The sequence below is a fragment of the Croceicoccus sp. Ery5 genome (genome assembly GCF_020985325.1).
In the GTDB taxonomy this organism is placed as follows: Bacteria; Pseudomonadota; Alphaproteobacteria; order Sphingomonadales; family Sphingomonadaceae; genus Croceicoccus.
On record NZ_CP087587.1, the window covers coordinates 3,241,009 to 3,260,640 of the forward strand.

The 19,632-nt window shown below is 62.9% G+C and carries 19 protein-coding genes; 5 read left to right on the top strand and 14 right to left on the bottom strand.

What is annotated here, in order from left to right; translation table 11 throughout:
- Positions 1 to 36 precede the first annotated feature (36 nt).
- Genes LOZ74_RS15480 through LOZ74_RS15490 form a run of 3 tightly spaced genes read right to left on the bottom strand, consistent with a single transcriptional unit; the run spans position 37 to position 4,039 of the window.
- Positions 37 to 1,935 carry a biotin carboxylase N-terminal domain-containing protein gene (locus LOZ74_RS15480; protein WP_230291911.1) on the bottom strand — a complete coding sequence of 633 codons (1,899 nt, stop codon included), beginning with the start codon at positions 1,933 to 1,935 and terminating at the stop codon, positions 37 to 39.
- Positions 1,932 to 2,426 carry a nuclear transport factor 2 family protein gene (locus tag LOZ74_RS15485; protein WP_230291912.1) on the bottom strand — a complete coding sequence of 165 codons (495 nt, stop codon included), beginning with the start codon at positions 2,424 to 2,426 and terminating at the stop codon, positions 1,932 to 1,934. The genes LOZ74_RS15480 and LOZ74_RS15485 overlap by 4 nt, the downstream gene beginning before the upstream one ends.
- A 5-nt stretch (positions 2,427 to 2,431) precedes the next feature.
- The gene (locus tag LOZ74_RS15490) at positions 2,432 to 4,039 is read right to left on the bottom strand and encodes a carboxyl transferase domain-containing protein (RefSeq protein WP_230291913.1); all 1,608 of its coding nucleotides are present in this window, start codon (positions 4,037 to 4,039) and stop codon (positions 2,432 to 2,434) included.
- 177 nt (positions 4,040 to 4,216) lie between these two features.
- Between LOZ74_RS15490 and LOZ74_RS15495 the strand changes: the two genes are divergently transcribed.
- Positions 4,217 to 5,086 (top strand): LysR family transcriptional regulator, encoded by an 870-nt coding sequence (locus tag LOZ74_RS15495; protein ID WP_230291914.1) that lies wholly within the window; start codon positions 4,217 to 4,219, stop codon positions 5,084 to 5,086.
- A gap of 1 nt (position 5,087) precedes the next feature.
- On the opposite strand, the gene LOZ74_RS15500 is transcribed toward LOZ74_RS15495, so the two are convergent.
- Positions 5,088 to 6,248: an isovaleryl-CoA dehydrogenase gene (locus tag LOZ74_RS15500; protein ID WP_230291915.1), complete on the bottom strand. Its 1,161-nt coding sequence runs from the start codon at positions 6,246 to 6,248 to the stop codon at positions 5,088 to 5,090.
- Positions 6,249 to 6,772: 524 nt separating this feature from the next.
- On the opposite strand from LOZ74_RS15500, the gene LOZ74_RS15505 reads away from it, so the two are divergent.
- Entirely contained in the window at positions 6,773 to 8,215 is a 1,443-nt protein-coding gene (locus tag LOZ74_RS15505) for an exopolysaccharide biosynthesis polyprenyl glycosylphosphotransferase (protein WP_230291916.1), read from the top strand.
- A gap of 257 nt (positions 8,216 to 8,472) precedes the next feature.
- Here the strand turns inward: LOZ74_RS15505 and LOZ74_RS15510 are convergent, their stop codons facing one another.
- Genes LOZ74_RS15510 through rfbA form a run of 6 tightly spaced genes read right to left on the bottom strand, consistent with a single transcriptional unit; the run spans position 8,473 to position 13,841 of the window.
- Positions 8,473 to 9,492, bottom strand: coding sequence for an SDR family NAD(P)-dependent oxidoreductase (locus tag LOZ74_RS15510; protein WP_255673823.1), 1,020 nt, complete (start codon positions 9,490 to 9,492; stop codon positions 8,473 to 8,475).
- Between the two features lie 42 nt (positions 9,493 to 9,534).
- Positions 9,535 to 10,431 (bottom strand): hypothetical protein, encoded by an 897-nt coding sequence (locus tag LOZ74_RS15515; protein ID WP_230291917.1) that lies wholly within the window; start codon positions 10,429 to 10,431, stop codon positions 9,535 to 9,537.
- 18 nt (positions 10,432 to 10,449) lie between these two features.
- A complete protein-coding gene (gene rfbB / locus LOZ74_RS15520; protein ID WP_230291918.1) occupies positions 10,450 to 11,511 on the bottom strand; it encodes a dTDP-glucose 4,6-dehydratase in 1,062 nt (353 codons plus the stop codon).
- Entirely contained in the window at positions 11,504 to 12,361 is an 858-nt protein-coding gene (gene rfbD, locus LOZ74_RS15525) for a dTDP-4-dehydrorhamnose reductase (protein ID WP_230291919.1), read from the bottom strand. Before rfbD ends, rfbB begins: the two co-directional genes overlap by 8 nt.
- 13 nt (positions 12,362 to 12,374) lie before the next feature.
- On the bottom strand, positions 12,375 to 12,920 hold the full coding sequence (gene rfbC, locus LOZ74_RS15530) for a dTDP-4-dehydrorhamnose 3,5-epimerase (protein ID WP_230291920.1): 546 nt from the start codon (positions 12,918 to 12,920) through the stop codon (positions 12,375 to 12,377).
- Positions 12,921 to 12,932: 12 nt separating this feature from the next.
- A complete protein-coding gene (gene rfbA / locus LOZ74_RS15535; RefSeq protein ID WP_230291921.1) occupies positions 12,933 to 13,841 on the bottom strand; it encodes a glucose-1-phosphate thymidylyltransferase RfbA in 909 nt (302 codons plus the stop codon).
- 302 nt (positions 13,842 to 14,143) lie between these two features.
- Between rfbA and LOZ74_RS15540 the strand changes: the two genes are divergently transcribed.
- Positions 14,144 to 15,310, top strand: coding sequence for a nucleotide sugar dehydrogenase (locus tag LOZ74_RS15540; protein WP_230291922.1), 1,167 nt, complete (start codon positions 14,144 to 14,146; stop codon positions 15,308 to 15,310).
- 12 nt (positions 15,311 to 15,322) lie between these two features.
- Here LOZ74_RS15540 and LOZ74_RS15545 read toward each other — a convergent pair whose 3' ends face one another.
- The 3 genes from LOZ74_RS15545 to modA are packed head-to-tail and all read right to left on the bottom strand — an operon-like array spanning position 15,323 to position 17,485.
- Positions 15,323 to 15,955, bottom strand: coding sequence for an ATP-binding cassette domain-containing protein (locus LOZ74_RS15545; RefSeq protein WP_230293925.1), 633 nt, complete (start codon positions 15,953 to 15,955; stop codon positions 15,323 to 15,325).
- Complete coding sequence (modB, locus tag LOZ74_RS15550; RefSeq protein WP_230291923.1) at positions 15,949 to 16,644, bottom strand: molybdate ABC transporter permease subunit; 696 nt, start codon at positions 16,642 to 16,644, stop codon at positions 15,949 to 15,951. The genes LOZ74_RS15545 and modB overlap by 7 nt, the downstream gene beginning before the upstream one ends.
- Positions 16,645 to 16,669: 25 nt before the next feature.
- Positions 16,670 to 17,485 carry a molybdate ABC transporter substrate-binding protein gene (modA, locus tag LOZ74_RS15555; protein ID WP_230291924.1) on the bottom strand — a complete coding sequence of 272 codons (816 nt, stop codon included), beginning with the start codon at positions 17,483 to 17,485 and terminating at the stop codon, positions 16,670 to 16,672.
- Between the two features lie 83 nt (positions 17,486 to 17,568).
- Here modA and LOZ74_RS15560 point away from each other — a divergent pair, with 83 nt between their 5' ends.
- The gene (locus LOZ74_RS15560; protein WP_230291925.1) at positions 17,569 to 18,093 is read left to right on the top strand and encodes a flavin reductase family protein; all 525 of its coding nucleotides are present in this window, start codon (positions 17,569 to 17,571) and stop codon (positions 18,091 to 18,093) included.
- A gap of 59 nt (positions 18,094 to 18,152) precedes the next feature.
- Positions 18,153 to 18,872: a Crp/Fnr family transcriptional regulator gene (locus LOZ74_RS15565; protein ID WP_230291926.1), complete on the top strand. Its 720-nt coding sequence runs from the start codon at positions 18,153 to 18,155 to the stop codon at positions 18,870 to 18,872.
- A 30-nt stretch (positions 18,873 to 18,902) separates the two neighbouring features.
- Here LOZ74_RS15565 and LOZ74_RS15570 read toward each other — a convergent pair whose 3' ends face one another.
- The gene (locus tag LOZ74_RS15570) at positions 18,903 to 19,565 is read right to left on the bottom strand and encodes an SDR family oxidoreductase (RefSeq protein WP_230291927.1); all 663 of its coding nucleotides are present in this window, start codon (positions 19,563 to 19,565) and stop codon (positions 18,903 to 18,905) included.
- Positions 19,566 to 19,632: the final 67 nt, after the last annotated feature.

Consider the following 19,632-nt stretch of genomic DNA (forward strand, 5'->3'; position numbering starts at 1 on the left):
ATGCCGGAAATGGCGGGCCGGTTCAACCCGCGCCGGTCACTCGCCTTCCTCGGCCTCGATCCGCGCGAGCATCGCCTCCACCTCGACCTGCCCGCCGACACTGGCAGCCAGATCGCGCACCGTGCCCGCAAAGGGCGCGGTCAGCGCGTGCTCCATCTTCATGGCTTCCAGCACCATCAGGCGTTGGCCTTCGATGACGCTATCGCCTTCGGCCACGTCGAGCGCGATGACCTTGCCCGGCATGGGGGCGAGGATCGCGCCATCGGCGGCGGAATGGTGGCCGGTGCCTTCCGAACGATACGGTTTTACCGTGAATGCAGCACCGTTTTCTGTGTACGCGTTACTGGCAGTATTCCACCAGCTATGTTCGGCACCAAAAAACGCATCGCTCAGATCGAAATCCAGCGGCGCTTCAACCCGCTCACCATCAAGCAACAGAGATGCACCACAACGCGCTGCACCGTTGAGCCTGAAGCCCGCCAGCCCCTTGGCGCGGTCGGTGTCATCCCACGAGACATTGGCAAAAAATGCATCGTTCGCTGCCGCCGCCAGCAGTTCCTGCGACGGCACTGGTTCTGCAGTAAGGCCATCAAGATGATCTCCGATAGAGCCAGTCGTCATGGTCGCTGCGATATATTCATCCATTTGCATAAGACGGCTCAGGAACCATGCATTATGCTTGACCGGCCATGCCGCGACGGCGCGACAGGCGCTATCCATCGCGGCAATCGCCCCCTCACGGCCCTCTTCATGCACGACGATCTTGGCGATCATCGGATCGTAAAACGGTGAAACTTCGCTGCCTTCCTGCACGCCGGTCTCGATACGACACGATCGGGGTAGATCGAGCATTTGGAGCGTTCCCGTGCTCGGCAAAAACCCCTTCGCCGGATCCTCGGCGTAAAGCCGTGCCTCGATCGCCCAGCCATTGATCGACAGCTCTTCCTGCTTCAGCGGGATCGGTTCGCCGCTCGCGACGCGCAATTGCCATTCGACCAGATCGACGCCTGTGATCTCCTCGGTCACCGGATGTTCGACCTGCAGCCGCGTGTTCATTTCCATGAAGAAGATGCGGTCGGCGCGTAGCCCTTCGGACGCGTCTGCGATGAATTCGATGGTGCCCGCGCCTTCGTAATCGACCGCCTTGGCCGCGCGCACGGCGGCGGCGCAGATCGCTTCGCGCGTCGCCTCGTCCATGCCCGGCGCGGGTGCTTCCTCGATCACCTTCTGGTGGCGGCGTTGCAGCGAGCAGTCGCGCTCGAACAGATGGACGACATTGCCGTGGCTGTCGCCGAACACCTGCACCTCGATATGGCGGGGTGAGGTGATCCATTTTTCCAGCAACACCTCGTCGTTCGAGAAGCTGGCCTTCGCCTCGCGGCGGCAGCTTTCCAGCGCGGCGGCGAAATCGGCGGGCGCGTCCACCTTGCGCATCCCCTTGCCGCCGCCGCCCGCGACGGCCTTGATCAACACCGGATAACCGATCTTATCCGCTTCAGCGGTCAGGCGCTCGACCGACTGATCCTCGCCCTCGTAGCCGGGCGTCACCGGCACGCCAGCCTCGCGCATCAGCTTCTTGGCGGCATCCTTTAGCCCCATGGCGCTGATGCTGGCAGGTTTGGGCCCCACCCAGATCAGCCCCGCGTCGATCACCGCTTGCGCGAAACCGGCATTCTCCGACAGGAAGCCGTAACCGGGGTGGATCGCCTCTGCCCCCGTCGCTTGCGCTGCGGCAATGATCTTTTCGCCCACCAGATAGCTTTCGGCGGCGGGCGACGGGCCGATATGCACCGCCTCGTCCGCCATGCGCACATGCAGCGCCTTGGCATCGGCATCGGAATAGACCGCGACCGTCGCCACGCCCATGGCGCGTGCGGTGCGGATGATGCGGCAGGCAATCTCGCCCCTGTTGGCGATAAGAAGCTTGGCAATCATTCGGGATTCTCCGGCGCGCCCAGTGCGGCGCATTGGGCGACGGGTTCAACCGAATAGGTCATATTGGTCACGCGCCACACGCCCTCGCTGCGCGACAAAGAGATGGAATCGATGCCGCAATGCGATTTCTCGCCGTCGATCCAAAAGGCATAGGGCGCCCAGACATGGGCCATATCGCCGTGCTGCAACACGGTGGGAATGCCCATCCGCTCGGTCAGCATATGCTCGTCCGGCCCTTCGCGGTCGGTCATGATGGCGTTGGACCGGATCAGCAGCTTGGGGGCGTCGGGCTCCATCCGGTTATGGATGAAGATCATGCCTTCGGGCGCGATCACTTCGCGGAATTCTTCGCCATTCGCGGTGCCCAGCCGGTCGAACAGCGCATTGACGGTGGCAAGGATGGCCGTGCGATCGTCCCCTTCGGCGGGGGGCGGGACGGCGGCATTGGCAGACAGGACCAGCGCGGCGGAAGCGATAAGAGCAAGGGTCATGATCGTCACATCCTGAAAACGCCGAACGGGGCGCGTTCGGCTATGGGCGCTTCGAGCGTAGCCGAAAGCGCAAGGCCCAGCACGTCGCGCGTTTGCGCCGGATCGATCACCCCGTCGTCCCACAGACGCGCGGTGGCATAATATGGATTGCCCTCGTCCTCGTATTTCTGGCGGATCGGGGCCTTGAACGCCTCGGCGTCCTCCTCGCTCCAGGTCGCGGCGTCGCGGTGCACGGTGGCCAGCACGCTGGCGGCCTGTTCACCGCCCATCACGCTGATCCGCGCATTGGGCCATGTGAACATGAAGCGCGGGGAATAGGCACGGCCGCACATGCCGTAATTGCCCGCGCCGAAACTGCCGCCGATGACCACGGTGATCTTGGGCACCTGCGCGGTGGCGACGGCAGTCACCAGCTTTGCGCCATGCTTGGCGATGCCCTCTGCCTCGTACTTGCCGCCCACCATGAAGCCGGAGATGTTTTGCAGGAACAGCAGCGGAATGCGGCGCTGGCAGGCCAGTTCGATGAAATGCGCACCCTTTTGCGCGCTTTCGGAAAACAGCACGCCATTATTGGCAAGGATCGCCACCGGCATGCCCCAGATATGCGCGAAACCGCAGACCAGAGTATTGCCGTACAGCGGCTTGAATTCGTGAAACTCGCTGCCGTCGACCAGCCGCGCGATCACTTCGTGCACGTCATAAGGCGCGCGGACATCGTCGGGGATGATGGAATAGAGGTCTTCGGCATCGAATTTCGGCGGGCGCGGTTCGCGCAGTTTTACATCCTTTGCAGCGCCGGTGTTCTGCCCCAGATGGCTGACGATATCGCGCACGATGGTCAGCGCGTGCTCGTCATTCTCGGCCAGATGATCGACCACGCCCGATTTGCGCGCGTGCAGATCGCCGCCGCCCAGATCCTCGTCGCTGATGACCTCGCCCGTCGCGGCCTTGACCAGCGGGGGGCCCGCCAGAAAGATCGTGCCCTGCTCGCGCACGATCACCGTCTCGTCGCTCATCGCCGGAACATAGGCGCCGCCCGCGGTGCAGCTTCCCATAACGCAGGCGATCTGGGGGATGCCCATGCCGCTCATATTCGCCTGGTTAAAGAAGATGCGGCCGAAATGGTCGCGGTCGGGGAAGACTTCGGCCTGATAGGGCAGGTTCGCGCCGCCGCTGTCGACCAGATAGACGCAGGGCAGGCGGTTTTCCTGCGCGATTTCCTGTGCGCGAAGGTGCTTTTTCACCGTCATCGGATAATATGATCCGCCTTTCACGGTGGGATCGTTGGCGGCAATCATCACCTGCCGACCCGATACGCGGCCGATGCCCGCGATCATCGAAGCGCCGCTGACATCGCCCTCATACATGCCATTGGCGGCCAGCTGTCCGATTTCCAGAAAGGGCGAACCGGGATCCAGCAAGCGTTCCACCCGGTCGCGGGGCAGCAGCTTGCCTCGGCTGACGTGGCGGGTGCGGTGGCGTTCCGAACCGCCCAGCGCGGCCTTGGCGACCTTTGCGCGCAGTTCTTCGGCCAAAGCGCGGTTATGCGCGGCGCGCTGCTTCGCCTCGGGGCTCTCCCGGTCGAGCTTCGTCGTCAGGACAGGGGCCGACATCAGGCGCCCGGCAGCCTGATGACGGGCACACAGATTGGTCGCGCGTGGGAAAGGCGCGGGGCAGCGCGGCCACAGGTCGGGGTTACAGGCATCGAACTCTCCTTTGCGCAGGGTTCTAAATCAGCCGCCGGTCAGGACAAAATTGAAAGTCACGAATACAAACGATAGATGTCGTCTATGATTGACCGCTATCAGCTCCGCTATTTTCTGGCCGTGGCCGATCACGGCAATTTCTCGCGCGCGGCGGCGCATTGCAATGTGGCGCAACCGACCCTGTCGGTGGGCATCGCCAAGCTGGAAAAAGATTTGGGAACGCAGCTGTTTATCCGCAACAGCCGCCGCGTACAGCTGACCGGCGCGGGCGCGCGTTTCCTGTCGCATGCGCGCAGTATCGAAAACGAATTCAACCTTGCGATGCACGCCGCCAGCGAACGGAAGGGCGAACCGATGTTGCGTCTGGGCCTGCTGCGCAGCGTGCCGTTCAGCCTGATCGCGCAGGCGATGGCCGCGCTGCAAACCGAAGCGCCCGACGCAATGGTCGAACTGGTCGAAGGGACGCAGCGCGAACTGGCCAACGCATTGACGCGCGGGCGGGTCGATTGCGCGCTGATGCTGACCGGCACGGGCAGCGACCGTTTTGAAGAAGAGCCCCTGTTTGACGAAGGCTATGCGCTTGCCCTGCCCCGCAGCCACCCCGCGGCACAGACGGATATGGTAGAAGCCGATCAGGTGGCGCAGGACGTGATGTTCGTGCGCCGCCATTGCGAGGTGTTGTCGGAAACCAGCCGCTTTTTCACCCAGCGCGGCGTGCGCCCGCATTTCGCGTTCCGGTCGAACAATGACGAGAGGATGCTGCAACTGGTCGCCAGCGGGCTGGGCATTACGCTGATGCCCGAATGCTATCGCAGCGGCGAGGTCGCGATGGTCCCCATGAGGGGGTTCGACCATCGCCGCACCATCGGCCTTGCCCGCATTCGGGGATCGCAGGGCGGTTTCGACCATCCCGCCATCGGCATTTTACGCCGACAGCTGGGCAGCGGCGCGTAATTCAGTCTTTCAGCAATTCGCGCCCGATCAGCATGCGGCGGATCTCGTTCGTGCCCGCGCCGATATCCAGCAGCTTGGCATCGCGCAGGAACCGCTCCACCGGCCAGTCGAGCGTATAGCCCGCCCCGCCCAGCGCCTGAACCGCTTCGTTCGCGGTGCGGAACGCGTTTTCGCTGGCCAACAGGATCGCGCCCGCCGCGTCGAAACGCGTCGTCTGCCCCGCATCGCAGGCGCGCGCCACGGCATAGGAATAGGACCGCGCCGATTGCAGCGCGACATACATGTCGGCCAGCTTGGCCTGCATCAGCTGGAACGAACCGATCGGTTTGCCGAACTGCTGCCGTTCGCGCAGATAGGGGATCACCACGTCAAGGCAGGCCTGCATGATGCCCAGCTGAACGCCCGACAGCACCACACGCTCGTAATCGAGGCCGCTCATCAACACTTTGACGCCCTCACCCACGCCCGCCATCACATTCTCGTCGGGGACGAAGCAATCGTCGAACACCAGCTCTGCCGTGGGCGATCCGCGCATGCCCATCTTCTCGATCTTCTGGCCGATCGAGAAACCGGCGAAGTCCTTCTCGATCAGGAAAGTCGTAATGCCGCGCGGCCCTGCATCGGGATCGGTCTTGGCATAGACGACCAGCACATCGGCATAGGGGGCATTGGTGATCCAGAACTTGGTGCCGTTCAGCTTCCAGCCGCCATCGACCTTGTCGGCGCGCAATTTCATCGACACGACATCGCTGCCCGCACCGGCTTCGCTCATCGCCAGCGAACCGACATGCTCGCCGCTGACCAGCTTTGGCAGATATTTGTCCTTTTGCGCGTCAGAGGCCCAGCGGTGGATCTGGTTCACGCACAGGTTCGAATGCGCGCCATAGGACAGGCCGACCGATGCGCTGGCCCGCGACACTTCCTCGACCGCGATCAGATGTTCCAGATAGCCAAGGCCAAGCCCGCCCCAGCGTTCGTCCACGGTGATACCGTGCAGGCCAAGATCGCCCATCGGTTGCCACAGATCGCGGGGAAATGCGTCGTCCCGGTCGATCCGGTCGCCGCGCGGCATGATCTGTTCGTCGGCAAAACGGGACACCGTTTCGCGGATCATCTCGGCGGTTTCGCCAAGGGCAAAGTCGAAATCGGGGGTCGCGCGCATAAATTCCTCTCACCGCCCGAAGGACGGACCGGTCTGTTTTACCGCGTCCGTGGCGTAAAGCCGTTCTGGTTTCAAGGGCCGACCGTTTTCCAAGCGCCAGAGCGCGGGACAAGCCGCAGCCGGTCAATGACGACGCCATTCATCGGGATAGAAGGTTAACATCCGCACCGGACTTGCTGATCGCCGCTTTTGTGTGCCGAAGCCCGATCCTAACAGCCGGAGAAAATTAGGGTTAATGGCAAGACTATGCGATCTAAGGCTATTGAATTCGGTTATGAAGTCGGACGATACCGCATCGCAACATAGGCCCAACATGGAATATTCGACACGCAGCATACCGATGTGTCTGCCATGGGTGCGCAGATTTACGCCGTCAACAACGTTTCGCCACATTTTCGGAGCGCCCGGTCGCGACTATCTGTGCGCAAGGCAGTTAATGCACTGGAAGCTTGCTGCAAAAGGTAGTTTCACGATGTCGAAATGGAAATTTCAGACAGGCCGTACCGGGGTTTGCAGCCAATAGAATGGCAAGCGCCAATCGCCTCGACAGTCGCGTGCCCGCCGGAGATGCCAATGCGATGAACACACATGTGAACATTTCGCCGTGGCGCGGCACTGCCATCCGGCCTTTTGCACCGTCGCTCGAACGGCTGCGGCTGCAGACCTATTTGCTGATGGCCCTGTGCGATCTGATGATTATCATGGGCTCGTTCATGATTTCGGGCGCACTGCGCGAAGGCAATTTCCTGTTGCCGACAGCCATGCGGCAGGCGCTGTTGCTGATGCCCATGTTCGCCGTGCTGGCGCTCTATAACCGGACCTATTCGGCGCAGGCGCTGACGCGCGCCAGCTTTGCGATTTCGCGCGTCATTTCCGCGATCATGCTGGCGACCGGCTTGCTGCTTTTCGTCACTTTCTATGCCAAGATGTCGGAAGATTTCTCGCGCATCGCCTTTACCGTCGGCACGGCCCTGTCGATCCTCCTGATGTCGGCACTGCGCATCTTTATCGTGCGATACGTCCGGTCGAACTGGGGTCCGGGTGCGCAAAACGTTCTAATCATCGACGATGGCGGGCCGAAAGTGGCCTCGCCGCATGCCTATACGGTCAATGTGGGCGACAACCGGCTGGATATCGGTTTCGACGATCCCCGCGCGCTCGACCGGTTGGGCCGCTATGTTGAGAATATGGACCGGGTCATCGTCAGCTGTCCGATGGAAAAGCGCAAGCATTGGGCGTTTTTCCTTCGCGCAGCCGGCATCGATGGCGAGGTGGTGACCGAAGTGGGGCGCGAACTTGGCGCCATCGGTTTGCGGCAGCACAAGACCTTTACCTCGATGATCGTCTCGGCAAAACCGCTGAACCTGCGCAATCGCGCGGTAAAACGCTTTATCGACTTTAGCGTCGCCGCCCTATCGCTCATCGTTCTGGCCCCGCTGTTGCTGGTGGTTGCCCTGCTGATCAAGCTGCAGGACGGCGGGCCGGTGTTCTTTGTCCAGCGGCGCATGGGGCGCGGCAACCGGTTTTTTGGCATGTATAAATTCCGTTCGATGACGGTGGCGCGCTCGGATGCCGACGGGATTCAGTCGGCGTCGCGCGATGACGACCGGATCACTCCGATCGGGCGGATCATCCGCAAGACCAGTATCGACGAATTGCCGCAGCTCCTCAATGTCTTAAAGGGCGACATGTCGCTTGTCGGCCCTCGGCCTCATGCGCTCGGCTCGCAGGCTGGCGAGAAGCTGTTCTGGGAAGTCGACGTGCGTTACTGGCATCGCCATTCGCTGCGCCCCGGCCTGACCGGTCTGGCCCAGATCCGCGGCTATCGCGGCGCGACCGATTGCGAAATGGACCTGTCCATGCGCCTTCAGGCCGATCTGGAATATATCGCGAACTGGAGCCCGTGGCGCGATCTTTACATCATGCTGCTGACGGTGCGCGTTCTGGTGCATGAAAAGGCGTTCTAGGTTTTAGCGCCGGGCGGCTGTTTTCGTGTCGCCGCCGCCTGCGAATTTCCATACGCAATAGCCGGTGCCCAGCAGCAGGACCGCCTCGATCAGTCGGTTCAGGTTTATTTCTACATTCTCAACCGCCACGGGCTGTTCGAAAACTGGAACGTGAGGCGCTGCTGAAAATGCGCTGGCCCCGCCCGCCGCTGATGTTCCGGATCAAGAGCAAGCTGCGCAAGCGGTTCGGGCTTAGCTTCTGAACCCGAACGACTACACTAACGTGCCTGAATGCGGTGATAGGCGCGATACCAGTCGATAAAGCGCGGCACGCCGGTTTCGATGGGCGTGGTCGGGCGATAGCCTGTGTCGCGGGTCAGCGCGTCAATATCGGCATAGGTCGCGGTAACGTCGCCGGGCTGCATCGGCATCATGTTCCTGATCGCCTTTACCCCGCAGGCGTCTTCCAGCACTTCGATCAGGCGCATCAGCTGTTCGGGCTTGTTATTGCCGATATTATACAGCGCGTGCGGCTTCACGCTGCCGCCTGCCTTTGGCCGACCGTCATCGGCGGGCGGGCGATCCAGACAGCCGATTACCCCCGATACGATATCATCGATATAGGTGAAATCGCGCTTCATCACGCCATTGTTGTAAACGTCGATGGGGCGGCCATCGAACATGCGCTCGGCAAACTTCCACATCGCCATATCCGGTCGGCCCCACGGGCCATAGACCGTGAAAAAGCGCAGCCCCGTCAACGGAATGCGGAACAGATGGGCATAGGTCTCGCTCATCAGCTCGTCCGCGCGCTTGGTCGCGGCATAAAGCGAGACGGGATGATCCGCCCTGTCCTCGACCGTGAAGGGCAATTTCTCGTTCCCGCCATAGACCGAGCTGGAACTGGCATAGACCATATGCGGCACTTGCCGCGCCCGCGCGACTTCCAGCATGTTGACATGGCCTGCAAGGTTCGACGCGACATAGGCGCGCGGATTTTCCAGCGAGTATCGCACCCCCGCCTGCGCCCCAAGGTGCACGATGGCGCCGAAATCGCGGCCGGACAGCGCCTTTTCCAGCGCGGCATGGTCGGAAAAATCGACCTGTTCGAACGCGAAGCGGTCAGCGAATTCATCGCGCAATGTCGCCAGCCGCGCCTGTTTCAGCGCGACCGGATAATAATCGTTCAGATTGTCGATCCCCAGCACCGGCTGTCCCCGGTCCATCAGCGCCTTTGCCAGCGCCGCACCGATAAAGCCCGCCGCACCGGTGATCAGAACCGTATTATCGTCCGCCAAAACCCGTCCTTCCCATTCCGCACCCCATGGCGCGCGACAAAATCATTGCGCCTGCGGCAACAGATTGCGCGCCTGCATCGCCGCGATGGCGGGCGCGAATTCGATGTCCAGCTGCCGCAGCAATTCGGCATTTTCCGCCTTCTCGCTCTTGTCGATGCTGCCGCTGTTATAGGCCTTGGCCATGTCCTTGATCTTGCGGATCGGCCCGCTGTTGGGCAGACGTCGCGCGATCTTGCCGCCGGTCTTGGCCAGCCATTTCGATTTGATGCGAACCGTGGGGTTCGATTGCCGCGGCGCATCGGGATCGAAACCCGCCGGATCGATGCCGGTCGCCTTGGCAATGCCCGCCAAAACCGCATCGCGATCCGCATTCAGCGCCTCTGCCGAGGTGAAGATCAGCCTGTCCGCAGCGACGATACCGCTCCATTTCTCGATGCAACGGTCGAAACGCGTGTCCTCCCAGCCGTTTTTCAGCATTTTCTGACGCTGGAAATTGGCCGATGTCGGCGCGCGCAAATGATCGATGAACTGCGCAAAACTCTCGATCTCGGGCACCGAACCCTGATGATAGCGGCAATATTGATAAAGCGAGAACAGCCGCGCCGAGGGACGGCGGAACATGAACACCACGACCGGCTGCGGATCGAGCGCCGCGATCGTGTCGAAAGCGGTCTTCTGGAACTGATATTGCGGCGATGCGTCCAGCCAGACCTTGAACGGCCCCTTCCCGCCATCGGCATATTCATCGGCCCAGCCTTCCAGACCCTTGCTGCGGATATTGGCTTCGCGGCAAAGATCGTCGCCCTCATCCATCAGGAAGCGGACTTCCTTTTCCTTGCCGCCGGTGATTTCGGGATGGGTGACCAGCAGGTCGTAAAGCGTGGTGGTGCCGCATTTGGCCACGCCCGGCATGATGAGGTTCGGAGTCCAGGCCTGCATGCAATCTCCCTTCGTCGATCAGTGCTGCCTGGCCAGCAGCGCCTGCCACCACGGCTCGTTGTCCAGATACCAGCGCAATGTTTCGGCAAAGCCGGTCGGAAAATCGCGGCTGGGAGCATAGCCGATTTCCTCGCGCGCTTTCGTTTCGTCGATCGCATAGCGGCGGTCGTGCCCCTTGCGGTCGGTGACGAAGGTCTTCAGCGTGTCGGTCGGCTGGCCATTGGCCGCGGGCGCATCGGGATAGCGCTGGGCAAGCGCCGGATCGGCAGCGAAAATCGCATCGACGCCGCGGCAGATTTCCTCGATCACGGTGAGGTTGGGAAGCTCCTGCCCGCCGCCGATATTATAGGTTTCGCCCGGCGTGCCGTTTTTCAGCACCGCCTCGATCCCGCGGCAGTGATCCTCAACATGCAGCCAGTCGCGCACATTCATGCCGTCGCCATAGATCGGCAGTGGCTTGCCCGACAATGCGTTCAGCAGGAACAGCGGGATCAGTTTTTCGGGATACTGATACGGACCGTAATTGTTCGAACAATTGCTGGTCGTCACTTCCAGACCGAAAGTATGGTGATAGGCGCGCACCAGATGATCGGACCCTGCCTTCGACGCCGAATAGGGCGAGTTCGGCCGATATTGCGTCGTCTCGCTGAACGCCGGATCATGGGGGCCGAGCGAGCCGTAAACCTCATCCGTCGAAACGTGGTGGAAACGGTGCGGGCGGCCCGAACCCTTTTCCACCCATTGCTCGCGCGCGGCCTTTAACAGGCTGTGCGTGCCGATCACATTGGTCTCGATAAAGTCGTCCGGCGCGCTGATCGACCGGTCGACATGGCTCTCCGCCGCGAAATGGACGATGGTGTCGATGCCGCGGTCATCCAGCAGCCGGTTCACCAAGGCCGTGTCGCAGATATTGCCAACGACGAGCTCGACATCGCGGACATGCTCGATGGTCTCACGATTGCCGGCATAGGTCAGCGCATCCAGCACGACGATGGCATCGTCCGGATATTTCGCGCGCCAGTAATGCACGAAATTACCGCCGATAAAGCCGGCCCCGCCGGTCACGAGCAGGTTAGCCAAGCGCTTTCACCTCTTGCAGCATCAGGCGCAGGTTCTGGCGCCAGTGAACGGGATCGACGCCCGCGGCCTTGCGCGTCTCCCGGCTGTCGAGCAGCGAGAAAGCGGGTCGCACGGCGGGCGTGGGGTAATCGGCGGTCGCGATCGGCTTGACGGCGATAGTCCGGTCGATCAGCCCGATGGCGGCCGCCTCCTCGCCGATGGCAACCGCGAAATCGTACCAGCTTGCGACCCCTGCGTCGGAGAAATGGTGGATACCGCTGGCACCGCCTGCCACCAGCCCCCAGATCGTGCGGGCGAGCGAGCTTGCCCATGTCGGCGCGCCGATCTGGTCTGCGACGACCCCGATCTCCTCCCGCTCGCGCATCAGGCGCAGCATGGTTGCGACAAAGCTGGCACCGCCCGCTGCATAGACCCAGGCAGTGCGCACAATCAGCGCGTCGGGGCCCGCCATATCCTCTCCGGCTGCCTTGCTGCGGCCATAGGCGGACAACGGATTGCGCATGTCGGACGCGCAATAGGCGCGAGATGCGCCCCCGTCGAACACGAAATCGGTCGAAACATGCACCAGTCGCGCACCGGTTTCGGCGCAGCACCGCCGCAACAGGCCCACCGCATCGGCATTGATCCGCTGCGCGGTTTCCGGCTCGCTCTCGGCCTTGTCGACGGCGGTATAGGCTGCGGCATTGATGACCACATCGGGCCGGTGTGCCGCCATGGCAGCGGCGATGCTGTCCGCGTCGGCCAGATCCATATCGGCGCGGGTCAGCGCGGCCAGCGCATGACCATCGGGCGCGGTCGCCACCAGCGCCCTGCCCAATTGTCCGTTCGCGCCGGTGATCAGGATTTTCACGCGCCCGCGACCCTCATGCAAACGCCTCCACCTGCCCCAGCGGCGCAGCTTGCGCGTCCTTGGCCGATACGATCGGTTCGATACCGTCCAGCGGCCATTCGATGCCGACATCGGGATCGTCCCACGCCAGCGAATGTTCGGCCGACGGATCGTATGCGCCGCGACATTTGTAGAGGAAGTCGGTTCCGTCCTCCAAGGTCAGGAACCCGTGGGCAAACCCTTCGGGCACCCACAACATGCGGTGGTTGGCCGCGCTCAGCTCCACCCCGAACCACTGCCCGAAAGTCTCGCTAGACCGGCGCAGATCGACCGCCACGTCATACACCGCGCCCGACACGACGCGCACCAGCTTTCCCTGCGGGCCGGGGTTCTGGAAATGCATGCCGCGCAGCACGCCGCGACTGGACCGCGAATGGTTGTCCTGCACAAAGTCGATGTCCAGCCCCGCCTCGGCAAAGCGGGCCTTGTTCCAGCTTTCCATGAAAAAGCCGCGTTCGTCCCCGAACACACGTGGCTCGATAATCAGCACGCCGGGCAGGCGGGTTTCGACGATATTCATCGCGCCGCCCCTTTACCGCAAACCGTGATCGAGCAGGCGCAGCAGATAATGGCCATAGCCCGATTTCTTGAGCGGCTCGGCAATGGCGCGCAGCTGGTCGTCGCCGATAAAGCCCTTGCGCCACGCGATCTCTTCGGGACAACAGATTTTCAGGCCCTGCCGCTCCTCGGTAATGCGGACATAGGTGCCCGCGTCCAGCAGCGATCCGTGCGTGCCTGTGTCGAGCCATGCATAGCCGCGGCCCATGATTTCCACCGACAGGGCCCCTTCGTCTAGATAGAGCCGGTTGAGATCGGTAATCTCCAGCTCTCCGCGCGGAGAAGGCTTGAGATCGCGGGCGCGGTCGACGACCGTATCGTCATAGAAATACAGCCCCGTCACCGCATAGTTCGACTTGGGACTGGCGGGCTTTTCCTCAAGGCTGGTGGCCGTTCCCTCATCATCGAAACCGACGACGCCATAGGCCGCCGGGTCCGCCACCCAATAGGCGAAAACGCTGGCCCCGTCGCGCCGCGCATCGGCGGCCGCAAGCTGTTCGGGAAGGCCGTGGCCATAGAAAATATTGTCGCCCAGCACGAGCGCGCTGGGGTGGCCCTTTACGAAATCGGCACCGATATGGAATGCCTGCGCCAGCCCGTCGGGGCTGGGCTGCACCGCATATTCAAGTGAAAGACCCCATGCCGACCCGTCGCCCAGCAGGCGCTGGAACTGCGGCTGGTCTTCCGGGGTGGTGATGATCAGGATTTCGCGGATGCCCGCCAGCATCAGCACGGCGAGCGGGTAATAGATCATCGGCTTGTCGTAAACGGGCACCAATTGCTTGGAAACGCCCTTGGTCAGCGGATAGAGGCGCGTGCCCGAGCCACCTGCGAGCACGATACCTTTTCGTTGCAAGATATTCCCGCGCTGCACGTTCATCATCAGGCCCCGAATTGCCGCAGGTCCGGCGCCGGCCGGAATTATATTCCGTTTCGCATCGCAGCATAGGAAAGAGGATTCGATGAGGCAACCGAGTTCATGATATTTTGCAATGCAGTAGAAAACAGGTCAAACATTTGCGAACAGGTTGACGTGTCCGTTATGCTGCATGGCCGCCACGCATTGCAAAACCCCGTGTATCATCGGGGCCGTGATTGTCTTATTGCTGTTGCCTTTCGTTTCTAATGGCCGTTCAGTCGTTGTGCAGCGTCGACGGTGCGGATAAAACAGGTGAGAATACCCGAATGAAGATCGCGATCTTTGGCCTCGGCTATGTCGGATTGTCGAATGCGGTGCTGCTGGCCCAGCATAACGATGTCGTGGCCGTCGACATTTCGGCCGAGCGGGTGGCCATGCTGAACGACCGCAAATCGCCCATCATCGATGCCGAGCTTGAGGAATTTCTCGCCACAAGGCCGTTGAAGCTGACGGCGACGCTGGATGCGGCAGAGGCGCTGCAAGGGGCCGATTTCGTACTGGTGGCGACGCCGACCAATTACGATGTCGATACGAACAAATTCGATACGTCATCGGTCGAAACCGTGATCCGCACCGCGACCGAACATGCGCCCGATGCGACCATCGTGATCAAATCGACCATTCCCGTCGGCTTCGTACAGGACGTGCGCCAGCGGCTGGGGACCGGACAGGTGATTTTCAGCCCCGAATTCCTGCGCGAAGGCCGCGCCCTGTGGGACAATCTTCACCCTTCGCGGATTATCGTGGGCGAACGGTCCGAACGCGCCAGCATCTTCGCCGATCTGCTGGTCGAGGGCGCGGAAAAAACCGATATCGACGTGCTGTTCACCGACGCGAACGAGGCGGAGGCGATCAAGCTGTTCGCCAATACTTTTCTTGCCATGCGCGTCGCCTTTTTCAACGAGCTGGACAGCTATGCCATCGCGGGCGGGATGGACACGCGCCAGATCATCGACGGGGTTTGCCTCGATCCGCGCATCGGGGGGCATTATAACAACCCCAGCTTCGGTTACGGCGGCTATTGCCTGCCCAAGGATACCAAGCAGCTGCTGGCCAATTATTCCGAAGTTCCGCAAAACCTGATCCGCGCGATCGTGGACGCGAACCGCACGCGCAAGGATTTCCTGGCGGACCAGATTATCGCCCGCAAACCGGGCAAGGTCGGCGTCTACCGGCTGGTGATGAAGGCGGGATCGGACAATTTCCGCCAATCCTCGATTCAGGGCATCATGAAGCGGATCAAGGCCAAGGGGATCGAGGTCGTGATCTATGAACCGGCGATGGAAGAAGACAGCTTCTTCGGTTCGAAAGTGATCCGCGATCTGGATACGCTGAAACGCGAATGCGACGTGATCATCGCCAATCGCATGACTGCCGATATCGCCGATGTGAAGGACAAGGTGTTCACCCGCGACCTGTTCGGATCGGACTGAACCGGCCCGTCGTCAAAGTTCGACCACATGGCCCGCCAGCCGGTCCACTTCGGTGCGGTCATGGCTGACATACAGGATCGGCAGCGCGACACGGTCGCGGATTTCCTCGACAATGCGCAAGATATCCTGCCGCCGCGCATCGTCGAGAGAGGCCGTCGGCTCGTCCAGCAACAGAAACCGCGGTGCGCGCAGCAGGGCGCGGGCGATGGCGGTGCGGCGGATTTCCCCGCCCGACAATGCGCGCGGGCGGCGATGCAGCAAATGGGCGATGCCCAGCAGATCGGCGCATTCCTCTGCCGTGGCAAAAGGCACCTGCCCCGCCGTATAGCGCGTTCCGAAGCGAAGGTTCTGTTCGACGGTCAGATGCGGAAACAGGCGGCTGTCCTGAAACACATAGCCTGCGCCGCGCCGTTCGGGCGGCAGGTCGATCCGCGCTGCCGCATCGAACAGCGTGGTGCCGCCCACCGCGATATGGCCGCGCGCGGGCCGCAGCAGCCCTGCGATGGCGTCCAGCACGCTGGTCTTGCCCGTGCCCGACGGGCCGACCAGCGCGACCAGATTACCGCTGGCGGCAATGCGCACCGCGATCCGGCGGTCGGGCCGGTCGAGCGCGATATCGATGTCGAAGGCCGCACCGCTCACAATACCGGCCGCCCCTTGCCGTTGGTGCCCCGCCGCACCAGCCATTCGGACGCGACCAGCGCCGCCAGCGACAATGCGATGGAGATCATGGCAAGCCGCGCCACCTCTCCCTCTGCGCCCGGGACCTGCAAGGCGGTATAGATGCCCAGCGGCAGGGTGCGGGTTTCGCCCGGAATGTTCGAGGCAAAGGTGATCGTCGCCCCGAACTCGCCGATCGATCGCGCGAAGCCCAGCACCAGTGCCGCCAGCACGCCCGGTGCGGCCAGCGGCAGGGTCACTCGCCGGAACACGTCCCACCGGCCCGCGCCCAACGTGCGTGCCGCGCTTTCCAGCCGCGTATCGACCGCATCGATCGACAACCGGATCGCCCGCACCATCAGCGGCAGGGCCATCACCGCCGCCGCCAGGGCCGCGCCCGTCCAGTGGAACGAGAATGTGATGCCCAGCAAGCTTTTCGCCAGCCTGCCCGCCGGCCCCTGCGGCCCGAACGCCAGCAGCAGCAAATAGCCTGTTACCACCGGCGGCAGCACCAATGGCAGATGCACCAGCGCGTCGATCAGCACCATGCCCGGAAACCGCCGCCGCGCCAGCAGCCAAGCGAGCGCGAAGGCCAGCGGCAGCACGGCGGCGATCGCCACAAGGCTGACGCGCAGCGATAGCGCCACGATCTGCCATTCGGCAGGCGTCAGCATGCGCGCACCCTATACCGCCCGCCCATTAAGCGGCAGGTCCAAAACCATGGCGGGCAAGGATCGCCGCGCCTTCGTCAGACAGCAGGAACCGGCGAAACGCCTCTGCATCGGGGTGCTCGCCCGCGCTCACCCGCGCCACGGGATAGAGGATCGGCGGATGGCTCGACGCGGGAAATGTGCCCGCGATCCGCACGGCAGGTTCGGACAGGGCATCGGTGGCATAGGTAATACCCAAAGGCGCCGCACCGCGCGCCACCAGTTGCAAGGCCGCGCGCACGTTTTCGGCAGGGGCCAGCCGGTCGGCCACGCTGTCCCACACGCCCAGATGAACCAGCGCCGTTTTGGCATAGCGGCCCGCGGGCACACTTTGCGTTTCCGCGACGGCCAGCCGCCCGCCATGAAGCGCACGGGCCAGCGGAAAACCGGCGGCGGGTTCCAGCGCCACACCGGACGCGGCGGGCGCGATCAGCACAAGGCTGTTGCTGGCCATCACGGCCCGCGATCGGGCGACCAGCAGGCCGTTCTCCTCCAGCACGTCCATCCATTCCTCGTCCGCCGAAACGAACAGATCGGCAGGCGCGCCCGCCTGAATCTGGCGTGCCATGACAGAGCTGGCGGCAAAGGACAGCACAGGCCGCGCATGGCCGCGCGCCGCCCATGCATCGGCGGCATCCTCCAGCGCGTCATGCATGCTTGCCGCTGCCAGCACGACGGGGCCGGACCCCGCTTCATCCCCGGACGATGCATCGAAGGACACTGACCACCAAGCGATCAGGGCCGCGATCAACGCTCCCGCCACAAGGGAAAGCACGATTGTCTGGGGGCGGAACTTATGCGACATGGCCCGCGACCTATCGCGCGGCGCGCCCCAAGGGAAGCGCCTTGGAACATGAATGGCACCATGCGCACGGCAAAGGAGCAGGGATGACGCAAGACACGCCCCATATCGACGTAGAGATCGATCCGGCCCATTTCCGGACCGTGCTGGGCCATTACCCCACCGGCGTATGCGTGATCACCGCAACCCATGAACAGGCCGGATCGGTCGGGCTGGTCGTCGGCAGCTTTGGTTCGGTCTCGCTCGACCCGCCGCTGGTGGCGTTCTATGTCGGCAAGGGATCCAGCAGCTGGCCGCAAGTGCGCGATTGCGGGCATTTCTGCGTGAACGTTCTGGGCGAGGACCAGCTGGAACTGTGCAAGCGGATCGCCAGCCGCAAGGAAGACAAGTTCCACGATATCGCGCACCGCCTGTCCGACCACGGCATGCCCGTGCTCGACGATGTCGTCGCCACCATCGAGTGCACCATCGAGAACGAGATCGATGCGGGCGATCATCTGATCGTTCTGGGCCGCGTCGTCAGCCTGACGACCGAGCGCGATGTCGGCCCGCTGCTGTTCTTCCGCGGCGGTTACGGCCGGTTCGACGATCTGGACCAGACCAAAGTCTAACCGCCCGCATTTGCCGGTTTTACTGGCCCAAACCGGTTTCAGCGGGTATTGGCTGCGCGATGTCGGCCACTACCCAGCAACGCGCGCGCCATTTTTGCGAGGCATGCTCGATCCGCAATCGCGCGATCTGTGCCGATCTCGATAATGGAGAGATCGACCTGCTGAACGGCATTGGCCGCCGCCGCGCGTTGAAAGCGGGCGAGCAATTGCTGTGGGAAGGCGAAGAAGCCGTTCTGGTCGCCAATGTGATCGAGGGTGTGCTGAAACTGTCGACGCAGACCGCCGACGGACGCGCGCAGATCCTTGGCCTTGTCTATCCGTCCGACTTTCTTGGCCGCCCCTTTGGCGAGACGACACCCTATGGGGTCGAGGCGCTGACCGATGCGCATGTGTGCGTGTTCGAACGCAAGGATTTCGACCGCTTTGCCCGCGAACATCCGCGGCTGGAACACCGCCTGCTGGAACGCACGCTGGCAGAGCTTGACCGGACCCGCCGCTGGATGCTGTTGCTGGGCCGGATGAGCGCGGAGCAAAAGCTGGCGAGTTTTCTGCTGGAAATGACCGACCGGCTGGCCGATGCGGCCCCCGCGCAGCTTGACCATGCGCAATTGCTGGTTTTGCCGCTGTCGCGTCAGCAGATCGCCGATGTATTGGGACTGACCATCGAAACCGTCAGCCGCCAGTTTACCCGCATGAAGGCCGACGGGCTGATCGACCTGCCCTCGCGCCGCGAAGTGGTGATCGTGGACCGCGCCGGACTGGAAGAGCGCGCGGCCTGACCGCCTCGTATCGCGGGTCGGACGGCCGCGTCAGACGCGGCCCGTAACCGGAATGCTGGCCCCCGTCACCGCGCTGGCGGCATCCGACAGCAGAAAGGCTATCACGGCAGAGAGTTCCTCTCCCTTCACCCATTTATCCGCATCCGCCTCACCCATGTCGGCGCGGTTCGCAGGCGTGTCGAGGATCGAGGGCAGCACCGCATTGACGCGAATGGTCCTGTCCTTGACCTCTTCGGCCAAAGCCTCGGTCAGGCGGGCAACACCGGACTTGCTGGCGGTATAGGCGCCCATGCCCGTTCCGGCCCTTGCCGTGGCGGCGGCGCCGATATTCACGATCGATGCGCCCGATCCCAGAAAGGGCAGCGCGGCGCGGCTGGCATTGAGAGCGGTGACCACATTCATCGCGAACATGCGCTGCCAGCTGGCCAGATCGCCGTCCGCCACGGTTTCCCAGACGAAACCGCCCGCAATATTGGCAAGGCCGTGGATCGGCCCGTCCCTGGCAATCCGCTCGAACGCGGAGCGGGTCGATGCCTCGTCGGTCAGGTCCACGCCGCCGACGAAAGCGCCCGCCCCTTCGGGTGCGTCGCCAATGTCGATACCGACAATGTCATGGCCCTGCGATGTCAGCGCAGCGATCACTGCCTTGCCCAAGGCCCCCGCAGCGCCGGTGACCACGATCCGCTTGCCCATTGTCCGATACCTCCGCTTGCTTGCGCCCTATGCGTCCCTAACGCGCCTGACGGCAGATGTGGACCGC

Bases quoted from the DNA above. Each gene is read 5' to 3' on its own strand.
- LOZ74_RS15505 (WP_230291916.1), top strand. From the start codon at position 6,773: ATGGCAAGCGCCAATCGCCTCGACAGTCGCGTGCCCGCCGGAGATGCC.
- modB (WP_230291923.1), bottom strand. From the start codon at position 16,644: ATGCTGACGCCTGCCGAATGGCAGATCGTGGCGCTATCGCTGCGCGTC.
- LOZ74_RS15565 (WP_230291926.1), top strand. From the start codon at position 18,153: ATGTCGGCCACTACCCAGCAACGCGCGCGCCATTTTTGCGAGGCATGC.
- LOZ74_RS15485 (WP_230291912.1), bottom strand. From the start codon at position 2,426: ATGACCCTTGCTCTTATCGCTTCCGCCGCGCTGGTCCTGTCTGCCAAT.
- LOZ74_RS15540 (WP_230291922.1), top strand. From the start codon at position 14,144: ATGAAGATCGCGATCTTTGGCCTCGGCTATGTCGGATTGTCGAATGCG.
- LOZ74_RS15570 (WP_230291927.1), bottom strand. From the start codon at position 19,565: ATGGGCAAGCGGATCGTGGTCACCGGCGCTGCGGGGGCCTTGGGCAAG.
- LOZ74_RS15495 (WP_230291914.1), top strand. From the start codon at position 4,217: ATGATTGACCGCTATCAGCTCCGCTATTTTCTGGCCGTGGCCGATCAC.
- LOZ74_RS15480 (WP_230291911.1), bottom strand. From the start codon at position 1,935: ATGATTGCCAAGCTTCTTATCGCCAACAGGGGCGAGATTGCCTGCCGC.
- modA (WP_230291924.1), bottom strand. From the start codon at position 17,485: ATGTCGCATAAGTTCCGCCCCCAGACAATCGTGCTTTCCCTTGTGGCG.
- rfbA (WP_230291921.1), bottom strand. From the start codon at position 13,841: ATGATGAACGTGCAGCGCGGGAATATCTTGCAACGAAAAGGTATCGTG.
- LOZ74_RS15500 (WP_230291915.1), bottom strand. From the start codon at position 6,248: ATGCGCGCGACCCCCGATTTCGACTTTGCCCTTGGCGAAACCGCCGAG.
- LOZ74_RS15515 (WP_230291917.1), bottom strand. From the start codon at position 10,431: ATGCAGGCCTGGACTCCGAACCTCATCATGCCGGGCGTGGCCAAATGC.
- rfbC (WP_230291920.1), bottom strand. From the start codon at position 12,920: ATGAATATCGTCGAAACCCGCCTGCCCGGCGTGCTGATTATCGAGCCA.
- LOZ74_RS15490 (WP_230291913.1), bottom strand. From the start codon at position 4,039: ATGTCGGCCCCTGTCCTGACGACGAAGCTCGACCGGGAGAGCCCCGAG.
- LOZ74_RS15560 (WP_230291925.1), top strand. From the start codon at position 17,569: ATGACGCAAGACACGCCCCATATCGACGTAGAGATCGATCCGGCCCAT.